This window comes from Nocardioides sp. DN36 (assembly GCF_055380375.1).
Map to the genome: position 1 here is coordinate 3,500,403 of NZ_AP043823.1, position 17,136 is coordinate 3,517,538.

At 71.9% G+C, this 17,136-nt stretch carries 19 protein-coding genes and 1 tRNA gene; 9 read left to right on the forward strand and 11 right to left on the reverse strand.

The annotated features are described in order from the left end of the window. Positions 1-3: 3 nt before the first annotated feature. The 3 genes from ACZ43H_RS17680 to ACZ43H_RS17690 all read left to right on the forward strand — a co-directional run bounded on the left by ACZ43H_RS17680 (position 4) and on the right by ACZ43H_RS17690 (position 2,366). Complete coding sequence (locus ACZ43H_RS17680; RefSeq protein ID WP_464585068.1) at positions 4-537, forward strand: DUF421 domain-containing protein; 534 nt, start codon at positions 4-6, stop codon at positions 535-537. A gap of 78 nt (positions 538-615) precedes the next feature. Beyond that, positions 616-1,902 carry an MFS transporter gene (locus tag ACZ43H_RS17685; RefSeq protein ID WP_464585070.1) on the forward strand — a complete coding sequence of 429 codons (1,287 nt, stop codon included), beginning with the start codon at positions 616-618 and terminating at the stop codon, positions 1,900-1,902. Continuing rightward, positions 1,899-2,366 (forward strand): PTS sugar transporter subunit IIA, encoded by a 468-nt coding sequence (locus ACZ43H_RS17690; protein ID WP_464585071.1) that lies wholly within the window; start codon positions 1,899-1,901, stop codon positions 2,364-2,366. The genes ACZ43H_RS17685 and ACZ43H_RS17690 overlap by 4 nt, the downstream gene beginning before the upstream one ends. A 3-nt stretch (positions 2,367-2,369) precedes the next feature. Here the strand turns inward: ACZ43H_RS17690 and ACZ43H_RS17695 are convergent, their stop codons facing one another. From ACZ43H_RS17695 to ACZ43H_RS17735, 9 genes are all read right to left on the reverse strand, one after another. After that, on the reverse strand, positions 2,370-3,446 hold the full coding sequence (locus ACZ43H_RS17695) for an acyltransferase family protein (RefSeq protein ID WP_464585073.1): 1,077 nt from the start codon (positions 3,444-3,446) through the stop codon (positions 2,370-2,372). Between the two features lie 221 nt (positions 3,447-3,667). Beyond that, a complete protein-coding gene (locus ACZ43H_RS17700; protein ID WP_464585075.1) occupies positions 3,668-4,285 on the reverse strand; it encodes a cysteine hydrolase family protein in 618 nt (205 codons plus the stop codon). A 93-nt stretch (positions 4,286-4,378) separates the two neighbouring features. Next, positions 4,379-5,851, reverse strand: coding sequence for a purine-cytosine permease family protein (locus ACZ43H_RS17705; RefSeq protein WP_464585077.1), 1,473 nt, complete (start codon positions 5,849-5,851; stop codon positions 4,379-4,381). Positions 5,852-6,336: 485 nt separating this feature from the next. Continuing rightward, positions 6,337-7,380 (reverse strand): LLM class flavin-dependent oxidoreductase, encoded by a 1,044-nt coding sequence (locus ACZ43H_RS17710; protein ID WP_464585079.1) that lies wholly within the window; start codon positions 7,378-7,380, stop codon positions 6,337-6,339. Further along, complete coding sequence (locus ACZ43H_RS17715; protein ID WP_464585081.1) at positions 7,377-7,604, reverse strand: tautomerase family protein; 228 nt, start codon at positions 7,602-7,604, stop codon at positions 7,377-7,379. Before ACZ43H_RS17715 ends, ACZ43H_RS17710 begins: the two co-directional genes overlap by 4 nt. 1 nt (position 7,605) lies before the next feature. After that, positions 7,606-9,093, reverse strand: a complete 1,488-nt coding sequence (locus tag ACZ43H_RS17720; RefSeq protein ID WP_464585082.1) for an aldehyde dehydrogenase — start codon at positions 9,091-9,093, stop codon at positions 7,606-7,608. Next, positions 9,086-9,829 (reverse strand): alpha/beta fold hydrolase, encoded by a 744-nt coding sequence (locus tag ACZ43H_RS17725; protein WP_464585083.1) that lies wholly within the window; start codon positions 9,827-9,829, stop codon positions 9,086-9,088. Before ACZ43H_RS17725 ends, ACZ43H_RS17720 begins: the two co-directional genes overlap by 8 nt. Positions 9,830-9,839: 10 nt before the next feature. After that, positions 9,840-10,391 (reverse strand): amino acid synthesis family protein, encoded by a 552-nt coding sequence (locus ACZ43H_RS17730; protein WP_464585085.1) that lies wholly within the window; start codon positions 10,389-10,391, stop codon positions 9,840-9,842. Then, positions 10,388-11,008 carry an amino acid synthesis family protein gene (locus ACZ43H_RS17735; RefSeq protein WP_464585087.1) on the reverse strand — a complete coding sequence of 207 codons (621 nt, stop codon included), beginning with the start codon at positions 11,006-11,008 and terminating at the stop codon, positions 10,388-10,390. The genes ACZ43H_RS17730 and ACZ43H_RS17735 overlap by 4 nt, the downstream gene beginning before the upstream one ends. 250 nt (positions 11,009-11,258) lie before the next feature. Between ACZ43H_RS17735 and ACZ43H_RS17740 the strand changes: the two genes are divergently transcribed. From ACZ43H_RS17740 to ACZ43H_RS17755, 4 genes are all read left to right on the forward strand, one after another. Further along, entirely contained in the window at positions 11,259-11,687 is a 429-nt protein-coding gene (locus ACZ43H_RS17740) for an ester cyclase (protein WP_464585088.1), read from the forward strand. A gap of 89 nt (positions 11,688-11,776) precedes the next feature. Then, complete coding sequence (locus ACZ43H_RS17745) at positions 11,777-12,280, forward strand: flavin reductase family protein (protein ID WP_464585090.1); 504 nt, start codon at positions 11,777-11,779, stop codon at positions 12,278-12,280. 35 nt (positions 12,281-12,315) lie between these two features. Continuing rightward, complete coding sequence (locus ACZ43H_RS17750) at positions 12,316-12,978, forward strand: GntR family transcriptional regulator (protein WP_464585091.1); 663 nt, start codon at positions 12,316-12,318, stop codon at positions 12,976-12,978. 93 nt (positions 12,979-13,071) lie between these two features. Continuing rightward, the gene (locus ACZ43H_RS17755; RefSeq protein ID WP_464585093.1) at positions 13,072-14,553 is read left to right on the forward strand and encodes an NAD-dependent succinate-semialdehyde dehydrogenase; all 1,482 of its coding nucleotides are present in this window, start codon (positions 13,072-13,074) and stop codon (positions 14,551-14,553) included. Between the two features lie 132 nt (positions 14,554-14,685). On the opposite strand, the gene ACZ43H_RS17760 is transcribed toward ACZ43H_RS17755, so the two are convergent. Both ACZ43H_RS17760 and ACZ43H_RS17765 read right to left on the reverse strand, forming a co-directional pair. Further along, positions 14,686-14,758 (reverse strand) — tRNA-Thr (locus ACZ43H_RS17760). Between the two features lie 107 nt (positions 14,759-14,865). Further along, positions 14,866-15,048, reverse strand: coding sequence for a hypothetical protein (locus tag ACZ43H_RS17765; protein WP_464585095.1), 183 nt, complete (start codon positions 15,046-15,048; stop codon positions 14,866-14,868). A gap of 105 nt (positions 15,049-15,153) precedes the next feature. On the opposite strand from ACZ43H_RS17765, the gene ACZ43H_RS17770 reads away from it, so the two are divergent. Both ACZ43H_RS17770 and ACZ43H_RS17775 read left to right on the forward strand, forming a co-directional pair. Continuing rightward, on the forward strand, positions 15,154-16,080 hold the full coding sequence (locus ACZ43H_RS17770) for a LysR family transcriptional regulator (protein ID WP_464585097.1): 927 nt from the start codon (positions 15,154-15,156) through the stop codon (positions 16,078-16,080). A 73-nt stretch (positions 16,081-16,153) separates the two neighbouring features. After that, positions 16,154-17,092, forward strand: a complete 939-nt coding sequence (locus ACZ43H_RS17775; protein WP_464585099.1) for a TauD/TfdA dioxygenase family protein — start codon at positions 16,154-16,156, stop codon at positions 17,090-17,092. Positions 17,093-17,136 lie beyond the last annotated feature (44 nt).

Below are 17,136 nucleotides of genomic sequence, written 5' to 3' on the forward strand. Positions count from 1 at the left end.
CCGGTGTTCGACGAGCTGACCACGACACCGTCGACCGCCTTCCAGGTCGTGGTCGCCACCGTCGTGGTCTACCTCGCTTTCCTGCTGCTCCTGCGGCTGACCGGCCACCGGACCCTGGCCACCCTGTCGCTGCCCGACCTCGCCTGCGTGATGGCGCTCGGCGCGGTCGTGGGCCGCACCGCGCTGCTGGCCGAGCCGACGCTCGTCACCGGCCTGCTGGCGCTGGTGACCCTGGTCCTCCTGCAGTGGCTGATGACGCTCCTGCAGCGACGCGCACCCTGGCGCGACCGGCTGCACCGCTCCCCCGTGGTGCTCGTCCGGGACGGGCAGGTGCTGCCCACGGCCCTGCGCAGCGCCCGGGTCCACGACGACGAGCTGCGCCAGGCGCTGCGCGCGGCCGGCGTGGCCACGCTCGCCGAGGTGACGTACGCCGTGCTCGAGCCCACCGGCCGGATCAGCGTGCTGCGCGGCCCCGTGGACGCCTGGCTGGCCGGGGACCTCACCGCGGACTCACGACCCACGGGCGAGCCGTCCTAGAATGGCGGCGTAGAGGGTTTCACGCGTCTTGGAGGTGGGTTCGGCGCGTCGTACTGACGCACCCGAAAGGCCCGCCCCGTGTCACCGCTCTCCTCCTACCGCCGCCTGCTCGACCTCACCGGCCCTGCGTACGTCCTCATCAGCTTCCTCGGCCGGCTGCCGCTGGCCATGAGCCAGCTCGGCACGCTGCTGCTGGTCTCGACCGCCACCGGGCAGTACGCCCTCGGCGGCCTGGCGGCCGGCGCCCTCGCGGTCACCAGCGCCGTCGGCGCACCCCTCGCGGGGGCGCTCGCCGACCGGATCGGGCAGCGCCCGGTCGTCCTCGTCCAGTCACTGGCCGGCGGCGCCGCACTGGCCCTGCTCGTGCTGCTCGTCCAGGTCGGCGCCCCCAGTGCGGCCCTGATCGCGGCCGCGGGCCTGGCCGGGCTGGCGCTGCCGCAGATCGGGCCCCTGGCCCGGGTGCGCTGGCGCCCGATCACCGCCGGCACGGGGACCCACCAGCGCCGCCTCGTCGACGCCGCCTTCTCCTACGAGGGCGCGGCCGACGAGGCGTCGTTCGCGGTCGGTCCGGCGCTCGTCGGCGTCGGGGCCGTGGTGGTCTCGCCGTCCGGGGCGCTGCTCCTCGCGGCCTTGCTGCTGGCGGTCTTCGGCTCGGCCTTCGCGCTGCACCCGACCGCCAAGCTCGCGGCCGAGAGCGCCCGCACCCTCGCCACCGGCCGATTGCTGACCCTGGCGTTCGCGGTGCTGGCCGTGGCCCAGCTCGCGATCGGCGCGCTCTTCGGCGCCACCCAGACCGGTGCGACCGTGCTCGCGACGGCCGCCGGGCAGCCCGGAGCGGCCGGGCTCGTGCACGCGATGCTCGGGGTCGGGAGCGCGGCCGCCGGTCTGGCCACGGCCTTCGTCCCGGAGCGGATCGGGCAGGAGACCCGCGTGCTCGTCGCGGCGTCCGCCCTGTTCCTCCTCTCGCTGCCCCTGCTCGTCGCCGACGGGCTGGCCTCGCTCACCGTGACCGTCTTCGCGCTCGGCTTCGCGGTGGCGCCGTACATGATCGGCGTCTTCACCCTCGGCGAGCGGATCGTGCCGCCGGGCCGGGTCGGCACCGGCATGACCCTGCTGGCCAGTGCCACCGGCCTCGGCTACGCGCTGGGCTCCAGCGTCGCCGGCCGGCTGGCCGACCACCACGGCCACACGGCGGCGTTCGCGGTCACGGTGACGGTGACCGGCCTCGCCGTGCTCCTGGCGGTGAGCCAGCGTGGCCGCCTGCGCCGCGCGGCCGCCGGGCACCTGCTGCAGCACCCCTCCGAGGCGGCACCGACCGACCTCGGTGGCGGGCGCTCCGGGGCGACGGAGACAATCGCTGTATGAGCAACCCCGACACGCCCGTCACCAGCCCCGCCATCGTCGCGCTGGGCACCCCCGTCGGCGAGGACACCCGCGCGGTCGTCAGCGCCCTGGCCGAGCTGCTGATCGCCGACGGACGGGTGGGCGACGCCGACGCCTTCGTCGAGTCCGTGATGGCGCGGGAGGCGCTCGCCTCGACCGCGCTGCCGGGCGGCTTCGCCATCCCGCACGCCCGCACGCCCGCGGTCCACCAGCTGTCCGTCGCGGTGGCCCGCCTCCCCCGTCCCGTCGCCCTCGAGGCCGACGGTCCGGCGGTCGGGGTCGTGCTGCTCATCGCCGCACCGGACGACGACCCCCAGGGCTACCTGGCGGTGCTGTCGCAGCTGGCCGGCGCCTGCGTGAAGTCCAGCTTCCGCTCCGCCGTCCGCGACGCCGAGTCCCCCGAGGAGCTGGCCGCCCTCGTGGGCGGCGCACTCGGTCGCCGGTGACCTTCAGACGCTGACCACCGCGCCGCGGCTGGGAGCCTCGCCCGCCTCGGTCGAGGTGGACCGTCGGCGGGGCAGCTCGAAGAGGGCACCCAGCCCGGAGCTGCGCAGCACCGAGTGGGCGGCCAGGCAGGCGGCCACGACGGTCGCCGTCAGCAGCAGCGGATAGCCGGCGACGACCAGCGCACCGGCGCTGCCCAGGCCCGACGGGGGTGGCGCGACGAGGTGGTGTGCCACCGCCAGCACCGGCACGTGCAGCACGTAGACGGGCAGCGTCTGCCGCCCGAGACGGGCCAGCGGACCCGCCACCGAAGGCCGGGCCGCCAGCCCCGCGGCGGCGAGCACGGCCGCGGGCACGCCCAGCAGGCCCAGCAGCAGGTCGGCCGCCTGCGGAGCCTGCAGCGCAGCGAGCACGCCCGCCAGGACGGCGTACCCCAGGGCGAGGGCGGGCAGCAGCGCCCGGTGCTCCAGGGTCGCCAGCCCGCGCAGCGCGTCGGCGCAGCGGGTGCCGAGCAGGAACCAGAAGAGGTGGACCAGCACCGAGACCCGGTTGACCTCGTCCAGCGGCAGCGCGTGCGCGGCCATCGAGCCGGCGGCCGCGACCGGCAGCAGCAGCCGGGACGGGACCGGGGCGAGCAGCCTGGCCAGCACGAAGTAGACCGAGAGGGCGTAGAGGAACCACAGCCCGGTCGACGCGAGCACGAGGTCGGCGACCAGCTCACCGAGGTCCTGCGTGCGGTTCATCGGCAGCGAGCGATCGACGGAGAACGCCACGGCGAGCAGCAGCAGCCAGACGACGTACAGGTAGTAGGGACCGACCGCGCGCCGGGCCGCCTGCCGCCACGGCCGGCGCACCGCCCCTGCCGCGAACATCCCGCTGATCACGAAGAAGAGCGGCATCCGGATCGGCCTGAGGAAGTACGTCGTGCCCAGCCAGGCGCTGCCGAGCCGGCCCAGGTCATCGGGCACCCACGAGGCGTAGTGCTTGGTGATGACGTGGTGGAGCACCACCAGCAGGATGCACGCCCCCTTGGCGAGGTCGGGCCACAGCAGCCGAACGCCGGGCGTGACGAGGGTGGGCACAGCGCTCCAGGGGACTCTCGGACGGGGACCGGCGCACGCTACCCGGGACGCCGCGGGGCGCCGCTGCACACGTCCCGGCTGGGCACCCCGTCCGTGACCGGCGCCACGTGAGGTCCCCCGGGGGACCTCGGAGTGGGTCCGCCGCACCCGGGGTGCGCGCTCGGGATGACGACGTCCCGCCGGCACGGGCCACGAGCCGGGCGGCCGACGGCTCCGGCGCCTCAGGCGTGGCTGCGGGCGAGAACGTCGGCCGTCGTCACGACGGAGACCAGCGGATGGTTCGCCTGCAGGATCTCCAGCGCCGCTCGGTGCAGCTCGTCGGTGGCCCCGGCGCACGCATCGGCCACGACCTCGACCCGGTGACCGGCGTCGGCAGCCCCGAACGCGGTGGCCAGCACGCAGCACTCGGTCGCGACACCGCAGAGGAGCAGCGGAGCGTCAGCGACGGCACCTTCCAGAGCCGCCCCCCACTTGGAGAACGTCGGCGCGTCGAGGACCCGGGCGCCCGGGGGCCGCTCGACCGTGAGGTCCCACAGCTCGCTCTCGACCGGGACACGGAACTGCGGCCACCGGCCGTAGTAGTCCCTCCACGCCCCCTGCTCGGCGGGGTCCCGGACGAAGCGGGTCAGCACGCTCGAGGAACCGAAGTGCTGCAGCAGGTCCTCGACCCGCCGCTGCGCCTGCTCGTAGCCCTGGACCCCCCATCCGAGCCCGGGGTCGGCGAAGGCCCGCTGCATGTCCACCACGACCAGCCGGGCACCCGGGGCTCCGTCCCCGTCCCTCTCCTCCGCCGGTGCCGGGCGACGCCCGGCGTGCACGACAGCCTCGTCCATGTCCATGTCCATCTCCTCCTGCGTGGTCCTTCCAGGGGTACGGAAACGGTCTCCGCCGCCGGCGCGGGCCGACGGCGGAGACCTCAGGTCGGTCGGGGCTCAGGCCGAGGTCTGCAGTCCCGGCGTCGACTCGGAGACCGGCTCGGGGGCGGCGTCCGGGGCCAGGTGACCCCGGCGGTGCCACAGCGGCGGCAGCTTGTGCGTGGCGACGAAGGCGATTGCCCCGACGAAGAAGCCGACGAAGTAGGAGAGGTCACCCCAACCCGGGTGCGCCTCGGCGACCGGACCGACGAAGAACGAGAGGTTCCAGAACGGCATCGAGGCTGCAGCCCCGACCAGCCAGGCGACGAAACCCCACTCCAGCACCCGACGGGAGTCGTACAGCTCGGCGATGCGCTCCCGGTCGTGGCGGTGCCCCAGGACGTAGTCGAGCAGCAGGATCGCCCCGAACGGCGCGATCAGGTAGGCGCCCATGAACAGGAAGTTCTTGAACTTCGCCTCGAAGCTCTCGTCGGCCCACAGGCTGATGACGTAGGCAGCCGCGCAGATGGCGATGACCGCGGTCCGACGACTGACCGGGATCCGCAGGGTCTGCACCGAGATCGCGCCGCCGTACACGTTGAGGAAGTTCTGGGAGAACGACGAGATCAGCACGACCAGCAGGGCGACGACGTGGAACGGGCCCGTGAGCCGCTCGAGGGCGCCGATGGCGCTCTCGCCGGCGGCGGCGGAGCTGCCGAGCAGGGCCCCGGCGATCCCGAGCCAGGCGAGGGAGACGAAGTTGCCGGCGAAGGTCCAGAAGCCGGTCGCCCGGTTCACGTGGTCCTCGTCGGGCAGGTAGCGCGAGTAGTCCGAGGCGAACGGCCACCAGGCGATCAGGAAGGACAGGAAGTAGCCGGAGAAGGTGATCCAGCCGCCCACGCCACCGACCCAGTACGCCGCCTGCGGGTTGGTGTCGAAGCCGCCCTGCCAGCCGCGGGTCACCGACACGACGGTGATCATCAGGAAGCCGAAGAACAGCACCACGGCCAGGATGCGCTCGAGGTAGTGGATCATGTTGTAGCCGTAGACGGCGACAACCAGCTGCAGGGAGACGAGGCCGAGCGCACCGACCCAGAACGGGATCGCGGGGGCCAGCGTCGTCAGGGCCTGCGCCCCGAGGATCACCGTCACCGCGGCCCAGCCGATGCCGGCGAAGACGTTGACGTAGGCCACGGGAACGAAGTTCCCGAAGAAGCCGAGCGGCCCCCGGGCCTGGATCTGCTGGGCGACGCCGAGCCGCCCACCCATGCGGGAGAGCACTCCCATGACGACCGAGCCGACGAACGAGCCCGCGACGATGGCGGTGACGGCGGCCGTGAGCGAGAGCCCGAAGCTCACGCCGACGAAGCCCAGCACCATAATCGGGAAGTTCATCCCGGCCGCGAACCAGATGAAGAACTGCGAGACCGGCTTGCCGTGCCGCTCGGAGTCAGGGATCGCGTCGACGCCGTAGGGCTCGACGACGGCGACCTTGTCGCGGTAGTGGCGATCCGCCGCCAGCTCGCCCGTCGGGGCGTGAGAGACGTCCACGTTCACATCGCTGCCTTTCTGGTGTTCCGCCGTGCTGGGCCCTCGGGGACCAGTGGCTTCCGGGACGGGCGCTCCCCGAGAGACTGCCGCAACTTGTGACTGCAGTCACGCCCGTGTTGCATGCCACAGACACTAGGTGTTGCATGCCAGACCGGTCAATAGCCCGCTAGCAGCTTTTGGGAAAACTTTCCTTCGTTCGCCCGAGCAGCGCCTCGGTGACGTCATTCGCGCCTGACCTGCGGGGTCACTTGCCCCCCAGGGTCGAGAAAGAGCCTCACACTGTTGCATGCAACAGGCGGTCGCTATCCGACCGGCGCAGGGCACGTGATGGACCACTTCCGTGCCGAGCCTCGACGATCCACGACCTCGGGACGACAGGGGCGTACGACGAGCCGTACATGCCGATGGCCGGCCGCGGACCTGGGTCCGCGGCCGGCCATCGGCTGCTCCTCGAGCGACTTGCTCCCGGCGCCCGGGGGGGAGGCTCACGCGAATGCCGGCACGACCTCCTTGACGAACAGCTCGAGCGAGGCACGCTTCTCGTCGTGGCTCATGCTGTTGTCGATCCAGAAGCTGAACTCGTCGACGCCGAGCTCCTGGTAGGTGCGGAGGCGGGCGATGACCTGCTCCGGCGTGCCGATCATGGCGGTGCGATGGAGAGACTCGGGCTCGAACTCCGGTCGGCCCTCGAACTTCGACTCGGGACTGGGCTCGAGGAACCCGTTCACCGGGGCCGACTTGTTGCCGAACCACGCGTCGAAGGTGCGGTAGTACCGGTTGATCGCCTCGGCCGCGGGACGCCAGCCCTCGGGGTCCTCGCGGGAGTGCACGTGGGTGTGCCGGAGCACCATCAGCTCGGGCCGCGGAACCTCGGGGTGGTTCTCGCACGCAGCGTCGAACTTGCGCTTGAGGTCGACGACCTCCTCGTCCCCCTTCATCAGCGGGGTCACCATGACGTTGCAGCCCGAGCGCACGGCGAAGTCGTGCGAGTCGGGGTCGCGGGCCGCGATCCACATCGGAGGCGTCGGCTGCTGCACGGGCTTCGGGACGCTGGTCGACGTGGGGAACTGCCAGATCTCGCCGTCGTGGGCGTAGTCGCCCTGCCACAGCTCGCGCACGGCCGGCACGAGCTCACGCAGGTGCTTGCCACCGTCGGTCGCGGGCAGGCCGCCGGCCAGCCGGTCGAACTCGAACTGGTAGGCGCCGCGGGCCAGCCCGACCTCCATGCGACCGTTGCTGATCACGTCGAGCAGCGCGGTCTCCCCGGCCACCCGGATCGGGTTCCAGAACGGCGCGATGATGGTGCCCGCGCCGAGCCGGATGGTCGAGGTCCGCGCCGCCAGGTAGGCCAGCAACGGCATCGGGCTCGGCGAGATCGTGTACTCCATGGCGTGGTGCTCACCGATCCAGACGGTGCCGAACCCGCCGGCCTCGGCCATCAACGTCAGCTCGGTGAGCTGCTCGAAGGCCTGCTGGTGGCTGACCTCCTCGTCCCACCGCTCCATGTGGACGAACAGCGAAAACCTCACGACTTCTCCTCTTCCTCGGTCTGGTTGGCGCGAGCGGCATCCATCTCGCTGAGAGTGACGTCACCGGTCGCCCAGTGAGTCCGCGGGACCTCCCGCACGATGACCCGGACGTGCCCGGGCCTGGTGTCGACGGTGCGCAGCACCGCCTCGTGGACCTCCCGCAGCAGGTCCCGGACCTGCTGCGGGCTGCGGCCCTCGCCGAGAGTGACCTCCACCAACGGCATGTCAGCTCCTCATCACGAAGGGGTCGGCGACGGGGTCCTCGCTGGTGTTGATCCACACGCTCTTGAGGCGCGTGTACTCCTTGATCGTCTCGGTGCCGTGCTCGACCCCGACACCGCTGCTCTTGAAGCCCTGTCGCGGCGACATCGGCGACATCGCCCGGTAGGTGTTGACCCAGATGGTGCCGGCGTCGAGGCGTGCGGCCATCCGGTGGGCTCGGGAGAGGTTCTGGGTCCACACCCCGGCGGCCAGGCCGTACTCGGTGTCGTTGGCGAGCCGGACGACCTCCTCCTCGGTGTCGAACGGCATGATCGCCGCGACCGGGCCGAAGATCTCCTCCCGCACCACCCTCATGTCGTTGTCGACGTCGACCAGCACCGTGGGCTCGTAGAAGAAGCCGCCCAGGCCGCCGTCGGTGGCCCGGCCGCCGGTGAGGACGCGCGCGCCCTCGGCTCGGCCGAGGTCGACGTACGACGCGACCTTGTCCCGCTGGTCCTCGAAGGCCAGGGGGCCCAGCTCGGTGGCGTCGTCGAGCGGGTCACCGATCCGGATGGACCGCGCTCGCTCTGCCACCCGCTCGAGCAGCTCTTCGTGCACCGAGCGGTGGACGAAGACGCGGCTGCCGGCGATGCAGGTCTGGCCGGCCGCGGCGAAGATCCCGGCCACCACGCCCATCGACGCGTTCGCGACGTCAGCGTCCTCGAACACGATGTTGGGCGACTTGCCGCCCAGCTCGAGAGTGGAGCCGATGAAGCGACCGGCGGCGCTGGACGCGATCCGTGCGCCGGTGGCGGTGCTGCCGGTGAACGAGATCTTGGCGAGTCCCGGGTGGTCGACGAGCGGCTGACCGGCCTCGACGCCGTACCCGGTGACGACGTTCACGGCTCCCGGCGGGAAGCCGGCCTCGACCGCGAGCTCGGCGAGGCGCAGGACGGTGGCCGAGGTGTGCTCCGACGGCTTGACGACGACCGTGTTGCCGACGCACAACGCAGGCGCCAGCTTGCTCGTGGTCAGCGTGAGCGGGGAGTTCCACGGCGTGATGGCCCCGACGACCCCGAGCGGCTCGCGCGTCGTGTAGTTGAGCACCCGCCGATCGGAGGTGGGGATGAAGTCCCCGTGGATCTTGTCGGCCAGGCCCGCGTAGTAGTACCAGTACTCCGGGAGGGTGGCGAGCTGCCCGCGCATCTCGCGCAGCAGCTTGCCGTTGTCCTCGGTCTCCATGCGGGCCAGCTCTTCGGCGTGCTCGCCCACCAGGTCGCCGAGGCGGCGCAGCAGGCGACCGCGCCGCGTGGCGCTGAGATCGCGCCAGCGCGGGTCCTCGAACGTCTCCCGCGCGGAGTCCACCGCCCGCGCGACATCGGTCGCGTCGCCCCGGGCGGCCACGTAGTTCACGGCCCGGGTCGCAGGGTTGGTGCTCTCGAAGTAGGCACCAGTGGCGGGCGCGACCGCGTCGCCGCCGATGAAGTGCTGCAGCTGCTGGGTCTCAGGCATGGACGTCTCCTCCGATGAAGGTGGTCAGGCAGTCGACGAGCTCCCGCGGGCGCTCGACCGGCAGCATGTGACGGGCGTGCGGCACGATCACCGCGCGGCAGTGGGGCAGCGCCTCCGCGAGGCGGAACGTCATCTCGGGGGTGGACCCGGGGTCGTGCTCGCCGGTCACGGCGAGGGCGGGGACGGTGATGGAAGCCAGCCCCTCGGCGAGCTCGGCATCGCCGGTCGCGAAGACGCGGTAGCAGGCGAGGAAGGACTCGACGTCGTTGGCCTCCAGGGTCTCCCTGGTGCGCTCGACGACCGTCGAGGGGACCGTCGTCCCGGCGTACCACCGCTCGAGGGAGGCGCGCGTGGACGCGCCGACGTCGGCCTCCGCCGCGCGCAGGCGGGCCAGGACCGCCTCGCGCTCCTGCGGCGTGCGGCGGCACACCGAGCTCACGCTGGTCAGGGTCGCGACCAGCTCCGGGCGGTGCCGGGCGAGGTGCTGGGCCACCAGGGCCCCGAGCGAGAACCCGACCAGGTGAGATCCCTCCGGCACCTGCTCCGCCACGCCGGCCGCCAGGTCCTGCAGGGTCACGCCGGCGCGGACCGGCGGACTGGCCCCGTGCCCGGGCAGGTCGGGCGTGAGGACCTCGAACCGATCGGCCAGGAGCTCTGCGACCGGCGCCCACATGTGGTGGTCGAGACCGACACCGTGCAGCAGCACGATCGTGGGCCTCGACGCTGCCGCACTCATGACCGCCTGCTCACTGCTCGGTGGAGAGAGCGGCGAGCCGCTGCTGGGGCCGGCCCTGGGCCGCGGCAGCCAGCGCGACGACGATCTCGTCGGGGTGCGGGGCGTCGGCGATGCGGACCTCGACGGTCTGGTGGTGGGACCGGATCGTCGCGTCGGTGACGTGCTTGAGCGGGATGTCGAAGACGACACCGGCGGCACCCCGCTTCTCCACCGCCGGCAGCAGGGTGGTGGCGTTCGCCGCCTTGCGGAAGTGGTCCCCGAACTTCAGGGTGTGGATCAGGGCCGAGCCGTGCTCGACCTCGCCGTCGAGACCCACGATCGCGGCCTTCCCGTAGGCCTCGGCCGGCGCCTCGAGCGCGTCGAGCACCGCCGGCGCGAGCAGGGCACCCAAGTCGGAGGCGTGTGCGTCGATGCCGGGGGCGAGGTCCTCGACAAAGCCCTTTCCGGCCCAGGGGTTGCGGATCACCGCGGCGACGACGGCCACGCGGGCCGGAGGCCAGACCTCGCGGCCGCCCTCGGAGCGGATCTCCTCGACAACGGTGACGATCTTGCGGACGTTCATGACAGGAGTGCCTCCAGGGTCTCGGCGCTGACGACGGGATCGGTCTTCCGGTCGCCGATTCGGGGATGGGGTCGCGGGCCGGTCGACGCCGCCGCGATCACGACGATCTCGTCGGCGCGGGGCGCGTCCGGGACCCGCGCGGTGACGGTCTGGTAGTGGCTGCGCGTGGCCGCGTGGGTCTTGTGCCAGAGCGGTACGACGAGGGCCTCGCCGGCCTCGGCGCGGTTGTCGGCGAAGCAGATGATCGACTCGCCCTCGAGGAACTCGCGGACGAGGTTGCCGAAGTAGGGCGTGTGGATCAGCGCTCCGGCGTGCTCGATCTCTCCGGCCGTGCCGACGATCGCGGCCTTGCCGAACGCCTCGATCCGTCCCGCGCCGCCGAGGGCGTCGATGAGCCGGTCGGTCAGCAGCTTGGCGAGGACCGGTGCGATGACCGCAGTCGCCGGGGCCAGGTCCGTCCCCGGTCCGCTGGCCACCCACGGGTTGCTGACGACGGCGGCGACGCTGGCGCGGCGAGCGGGGACCGCCGGGACGACGCCCGCCTCGGTGACCACCTCGTCGCGGTACAGCACCAGCTTGCGCAGCCCCGGGACTCCGGGAGACATGTTCTCTTGCATGCAACAAGACGATAGAACTCCATCTGGCATCGGTCAAGCAGGTCAGCAGAACCAGTTCCGTGAGACTGCCCAAGCGGTCTTCGTGCGCCGCTCAACCGCGCTTCCACCGCCTCATCGTCGCTTCAGACGCCCAACTTCAGGCTCGAGGACAGGGTCGGACGTACGTGACCGTTGACACAGCGCGCTGGCATGCCTAACGTCTTCTTGTATGCAAGATGTCACCGACGGCAGACCCGTCCAGGAGGGCGAGATGACGAACAACGACGAGCGTCGGGAGCGGATCGTCCGCACCTGGGCCGCGGCCTGGGACGAGGGGGACGTCGACGCGCTCGACGAGCTGCTCAGCCCGGCATACCGGCGTCTGAGCGCAGACGGGTCGAGCCAGGGGCTCGCCGACTTCAAGGCTTCGGTCCTCACCACGCGCGCGGCCTTCCCGGACCTGCTCACCACGGTCGACGAGGTCGTCGTCGAGGGCGACCGCGCCGCTGTCCGCTGGCACAGCGAGGGCACCCATGACCACTCGTTCCTCGGCGTTCCCGCCACCCGGCGCACGGTGAGGGTGAGCGGGGCGACCTTCGCCCGGTTCGAGGACGACCGGGTCGTCGAGGAGCAGGTCACCTGGGACCCGCGGGCGCTGCTGACCGCACTCGGCATCATCAGCGTGGGCCAGGACGGGTGATCGCGATGTCCACGATGACGAGCCGTCCGACCCTCGTGCCCTCGCGGGCGACCGCGCACAAGACCCCCCAGGAGACAAGGAGCACCGCCATGGCCACCACGCCGACGCAGCCGGACCTGGACCTGATGAAGCAGGTCAACCGACAGTTCGTGACCGGGGTGACGGTCGTGACGGCCATGGACGAGGAGGTCCCGCGCGGACTCGCCGTGAACGCCTTCTCCAGCATCTCCCTCGACCCGCCCACGGTGATGGTGTGCGTCCAGCGGACCTCCTCGACGCACGACTGCCTCTTCCGGGCCCGACACCTGGCCATCAACATCCTCTCCACCGACCAGCTCGACGTGGTGACGCGCTTCGCGGCCAAGTCCGACGACAAGTTCGCCGGGCTCGACTGGGCGCCGGGGCCCCACGGGAGCCCGCTGCTGGCGCGCAGCAGCGCCCAGATGGAGGTCGAGATCCGCGAGCGGCTGCAGGCGAGCACCCACACGGTCTTCATCTGTCGGGTGGTCCACGCCGCATGCATCGACCGGGACCCGATGGTCTACAGCGCCGGGCGGTTCTTCGACGGCGGCGCGCTCGCGCCGCTGGCATGATGCACACCTCGAGGCGCGAAGACGGGAGAACACCAGTGGGGTCGAACGGGCTGGGCAACGGCTCGATCCAGGGCCGGGTCATCAGCGAGATGCGCCGTCGGATCATCGCGGGCGAGATCGAGCCGGGAGTAAACCTCTCGGAGCTCGCCCTGGCCGAGGAGTTCGGCGTGAGCCGGACCCCGGTCCGCGAGGCGCTCAAGCAGCTGCAGACCGAGGGGCTCATCGAGATCCGTCCCCGCGTGGGCACCTTCGTGACCACCCCGTCCCGGCGGGAGATCACCGAGCTCTTCGAGATGAAGGAGCTGCTCGAGGGCGCCGCTGCGCGGCTGCTGGCGCAGCGAGGGCGGGTGCCGGAGATCGACCAGCTCGAGGAGAACCTGAGGCAGGCCGACCGCGCCGTGGCCCGCGACGACCGGGACCGCGTGGCCGAGCTCGTCCAGGAGTTCCACGACGTGCTCATCCGGGGCGCCGACAACAGCAAGCTCGAGGCGCACTACCGGATGCTGATGAACCAGCTCGCCTACTCACGGCTCGTCGCGACGTCGCTGGGGCAGCCCGGCCGCCCGCTGCAGTCCGACCGCGAGCACCACCACGTCCTGGAGCTCATCGTCGCCAAGGACGGCGACAGCGCCGAGCGCGTGATGCGCGAGCACGTCCGCGCCTCGCGACGAGCCCTGCTCACCGGCCTCCAGTCCTGAGCTCCGCCCGGCGCCGCGCGACCGTCCCGGCCCGGCTCCCCTCGTTCCGTCGCTCCCCGCCTCCGCCGGCGCTCCACCCATGAAAGGCACGTCATGCCGCTCACGCCTGCCGTCGACCGCTCGATCGCCGAGCTCGACCCCGCCCGCGCCCTGCTCGTCGACGGGAGCTGGAAGCCCGCCGCCACGACCTTCGAGGTCCAGGACCCCGGCACGGGTCGCGTGATCGCGACGGTCGCCGACGGGTCCACTGCGGACGCGCGGTCGGCGGTGGACGCGGCGCAAGCCGCCTTCACCACCTGGCGCAGCACGGCGCCGCGGACCCGCGCCGACGTCCTCCTCGGTGCGTACGAACGCATGCGGGCCGACGCCGACCGGCTGGCCGAGCTGATCATGGCCGAGAACGGCAAGTGCGAGGCCGACGCCCGCGGCGAGGTCGCGTACGCCGCCGAGTTCTTCCGCTGGTTCGCCGAGGAGGCGGTCCGCACCGGAGGCAGCTACGGGGAGTCCCCCGGGGGTGGCACCCGGACCATCGTCACCCACCGGCCGGTCGGTGTCGCGGCCCTCGTCACCCCGTGGAACTTCCCCGCCGCCATGGCCACCCGGAAGATCGCCCCGGCGCTGGCCGCCGGGTGCACGGTGGTCCTCAAGCCCGCCGAGGAGACCCCGCTCACCGCCATGGCGATCGCCCAGATCCTTCAGGACGCAGGCGCGCCACCCGGCACGGTCAACCTCGTCCCCACCACCGACGCGGCAGCGGTGGTGTCGACGTGGCTGGCGGACCAACGGGTCCGCAAGATCTCCTTCACCGGGTCGACCAACGTCGGCCGCATCCTGCTGCGACAGGCGGCCGAGCGCGTGGTGAACGCGTCGATGGAGCTGGGCGGCAACGCGCCGTTCATCGTGACCGAGGACGCGGACCTCGACGCGGCGGTCGCCGGTGCGCTGGTGGCGAAGTTCCGCAACGGCGGTCAGGCCTGCACGGCTGCCAACCGCTTCCTCGTGCACCAGGCGGTGGTCGACGACTTCACCGGCCGGTTCGGGGCCGCCGTGGCGGCGCTGCGTACCGCTCCTGCGAGCGACCCGCGAGCCGAGGTCGGTCCCGTCATCACCGCCTCCGCGGCCGACCGCATCGAGGCGTTGGTCGAGCGGGCGGTTGCAGCGGGGGCCAGGGTGTCCCACCGGGCCACTCTCGACGGAGACCTGACCGGCCACTTCGTCGCTCCCGCGGTGCTGCGAGACGTCCCTCCGGACGCCGACGTCGTGCGGGACGAGATCTTCGGTCCGGTGGCGCCGATCGTCACCTGTGCATCGGACGAGGAGATCCTGGAGCTGGCCAACGCGTCGGAGTCGGGCCTCGCCGCGTACGTCTACGCCGGAGACCTGCAGCACGCCCTGCGCCTGGCCGAGGGCCTGGAGGCCGGCATGGTGGGCATCAACCGAGGCCTCGTCTCCGACCCCGCAGCGCCGTTCGGCGGCGTGAAGCAGAGCGGACTCGGCCGCGAGGGCGCCCGCGAGGGGATGCTGGAGTACACCGAGACGCAGTACTTCTCCGTCGACTGGCCGGACCGGTCCTGACCGGGCCCCCGACCTCGGGCCGGTCGCCGGCTCACCCCCGGCGACGACGGTGCCGTGCCCATGCCCCGGGGAGCGCTCATCGACGACGAAGGCCTCCGACCTGCATCACTGCAGGTCGGAGGCCTCTTCGCGAGCCGCCTGTCGGAATCGAACCGACGACCTATTCATTACGAGTGAATCGCTCTACCGACTGAGCTAAGGCGGCGCGCTGCCCGGCTCGGCACGACGGCCTGTCCGGGCAACCCGGGGAAGTATACGGACGTCGCCGCCCGCGCGCGAAACCGGCGGCCGACCGTCGGATAGGCGCGAGTGTCAGGCCGCGATCGACACCTTCGAGGAGCGCTGTGCGCGGCGGCCCGTGGTCATCGACTGCTCGGCGCCGCACCAGCAGGTGAAGCCGACCACGATGCCCTCGTCGGTGTTGGTCATCGCCGTGACCTGGCTCGGGAAGATCAGCTGGCGCTTGTCGCAGGCGGTGCAGTGGTGGTCGAACATGATGACCTCCCTCTCAGAGGACGGCGGACGGGTGCATCACCATGGTGGGTCACCGTCACACATAGGGGTAGCCTCTCCTTTCTATAGAAAGCCAAGGAGACACCTATGTTGTCGCCGCACCAGCTCCGCTGCTTCCTCACCGTCTACGAGCAGGGGTCGTTCACCGCGGCGGCCGAGGAGCTCGGGTATGCGCAGCCGTCGGTCTCCGAGCAGGTGCGCGCCCTCGAGAAGACGCTCGGCGTACAGCTGTTCCGGAGGGTCGGGCGTGGCGTCGTGCCGACCACCGTCGCCGACAGCCTCCGACCCCATGCCGAACGCGTCCTGGCCGCCGCCGAGGACGCGCGGCAGGCCGTGCAGCGCGTGAAGTCGTTCGAGACCGGCACGATCCGCTTCGGCATGTTCGGGATCGCCCGCCTCTACGCCGGCGCCGGCCTGATTGCCGACGTGCTCTCCCGCTATCCCGGAGTCCGGGTGGAGCTGGTCGGGCAGAACTCCACCGAGGTCGCCGAGGACCTGCGCCGCGGGCGTCTCGAGGCCGCGATGCTGGCCGTGTCCACCGTCACCAGCGAGGGGATGGTCATCACGCCGGTGGCCCGCGAGGAGCTCGTCTACATCAGTGCCGAGCCCGCGCACCTGGCCACGCCGGTCACCGCCCAGCGGCTCTCGCGGGCCTCGCTGGTGATGCCGGAGACGACCTACCGCGCGGAGGACTCGAACCGACAGACCCTGCGCCAGATGCTGCACGAGACCGGTCGCAACCCGCAGACACGCATCGAGGTCGAGGACATCGAGACCGCGGTCGAGCTGGTCGGCATGGGCTTCGCCGACTCGGTGATCCCCAAGGGCGCCGCGCTCCAGCTGCTGCCGCGACTCGCCCCGGACGCCGGCTGGGTCTCGCTGCGCCCCCGCCAGTACGACACCTTCGCGGTCGTGCACCGAGCCGGCGCCACCCTCTCCCCTGCCGCGCGGCTGATGATCGAGCTGGCCACCGCCCGGATCCAGGCCATCGCCGAGCCGGTGCGTCCGCGCTAGCCGCGCGGAGACCGTGGGCTATTCTCTAGTAAGTCAGTAGAGATTAGTCATCACGAACGCACGGAGGGCCCGCATGACCATCAGTCTCGACCGCACCCACCACGACGTCGACGTGCACCGGCTCGGTGGCCGGATCGGCGCCAGCATCGACGGCGTACGCCTCGGCCCCGACCTCCCCGCGGAGACCGTCGCGACCATCCGCCGGGCCCTGCTGCGGCACAAGGTCGTCTTCTTCCGTGGCCAGCACCACCTCGACGACGCCGGCCAGATCGCGTTCGCCCAGCAGCTCGGGACGCTCACCACCGCCCACCCGACGGTCAACACCGGCAGCGCGCACGTCCTGAGCCTCGCCGCGACCAAGGGGATGGCCGCCAACAGCTGGCACACCGACGTCACGTTCGTCGACCGGATCCCGGCGATCAGCGTCCTGCGCGGCGTGACCATCCCGCCGTACGGCGGCAGCACCGTGTGGGCCAACACGGTCACGGCGTACGACTCCCTCCCCGCACCGCTGCAGGCGCTCGTCGACGGCCTGTGGGCGGTGCACAGCAACGACTACGACTACGTCGCCACCTCGGAGGACCCCGAGAACGACGGACCCGACCGCGACGCGCTGGACCGTCGGCAGTTCCGCTCCACCGCCTACGAGACCGAGCACCCGGTGGTGCGGGTCCACCCGGAGACCGGCGAGCGGTCGCTCGTGCTCGGCCACTTCGTGCGCCGCTTCATCGGGCTCAACAGCGCCGAGTCCAGCGCGCTCTTCCAGCTGCTGCAGAACCGGGTGACCCGCCTCGAGAACACCGTGCGGTGGTCCTGGCAGGAGGGTGACGTCGCGATGTGGGACAACCGCGCCACCCAGCACTACGCGGTCGCGGACTTCGACAACCACCGCCGGGAGGTGCGCCGGGTGACCGTGGCCGGCGACGCCCCGGTCAGCATCGACGGCCGCCGCAGCCGCGTGGTGCTCGGCGACTCTGACGCCTACACGCGCATCGACGAGCTGATCAGCTGAGCCCATCGCGATAGTCCGGCACGTTCTGGACCTGTGTGACGTCG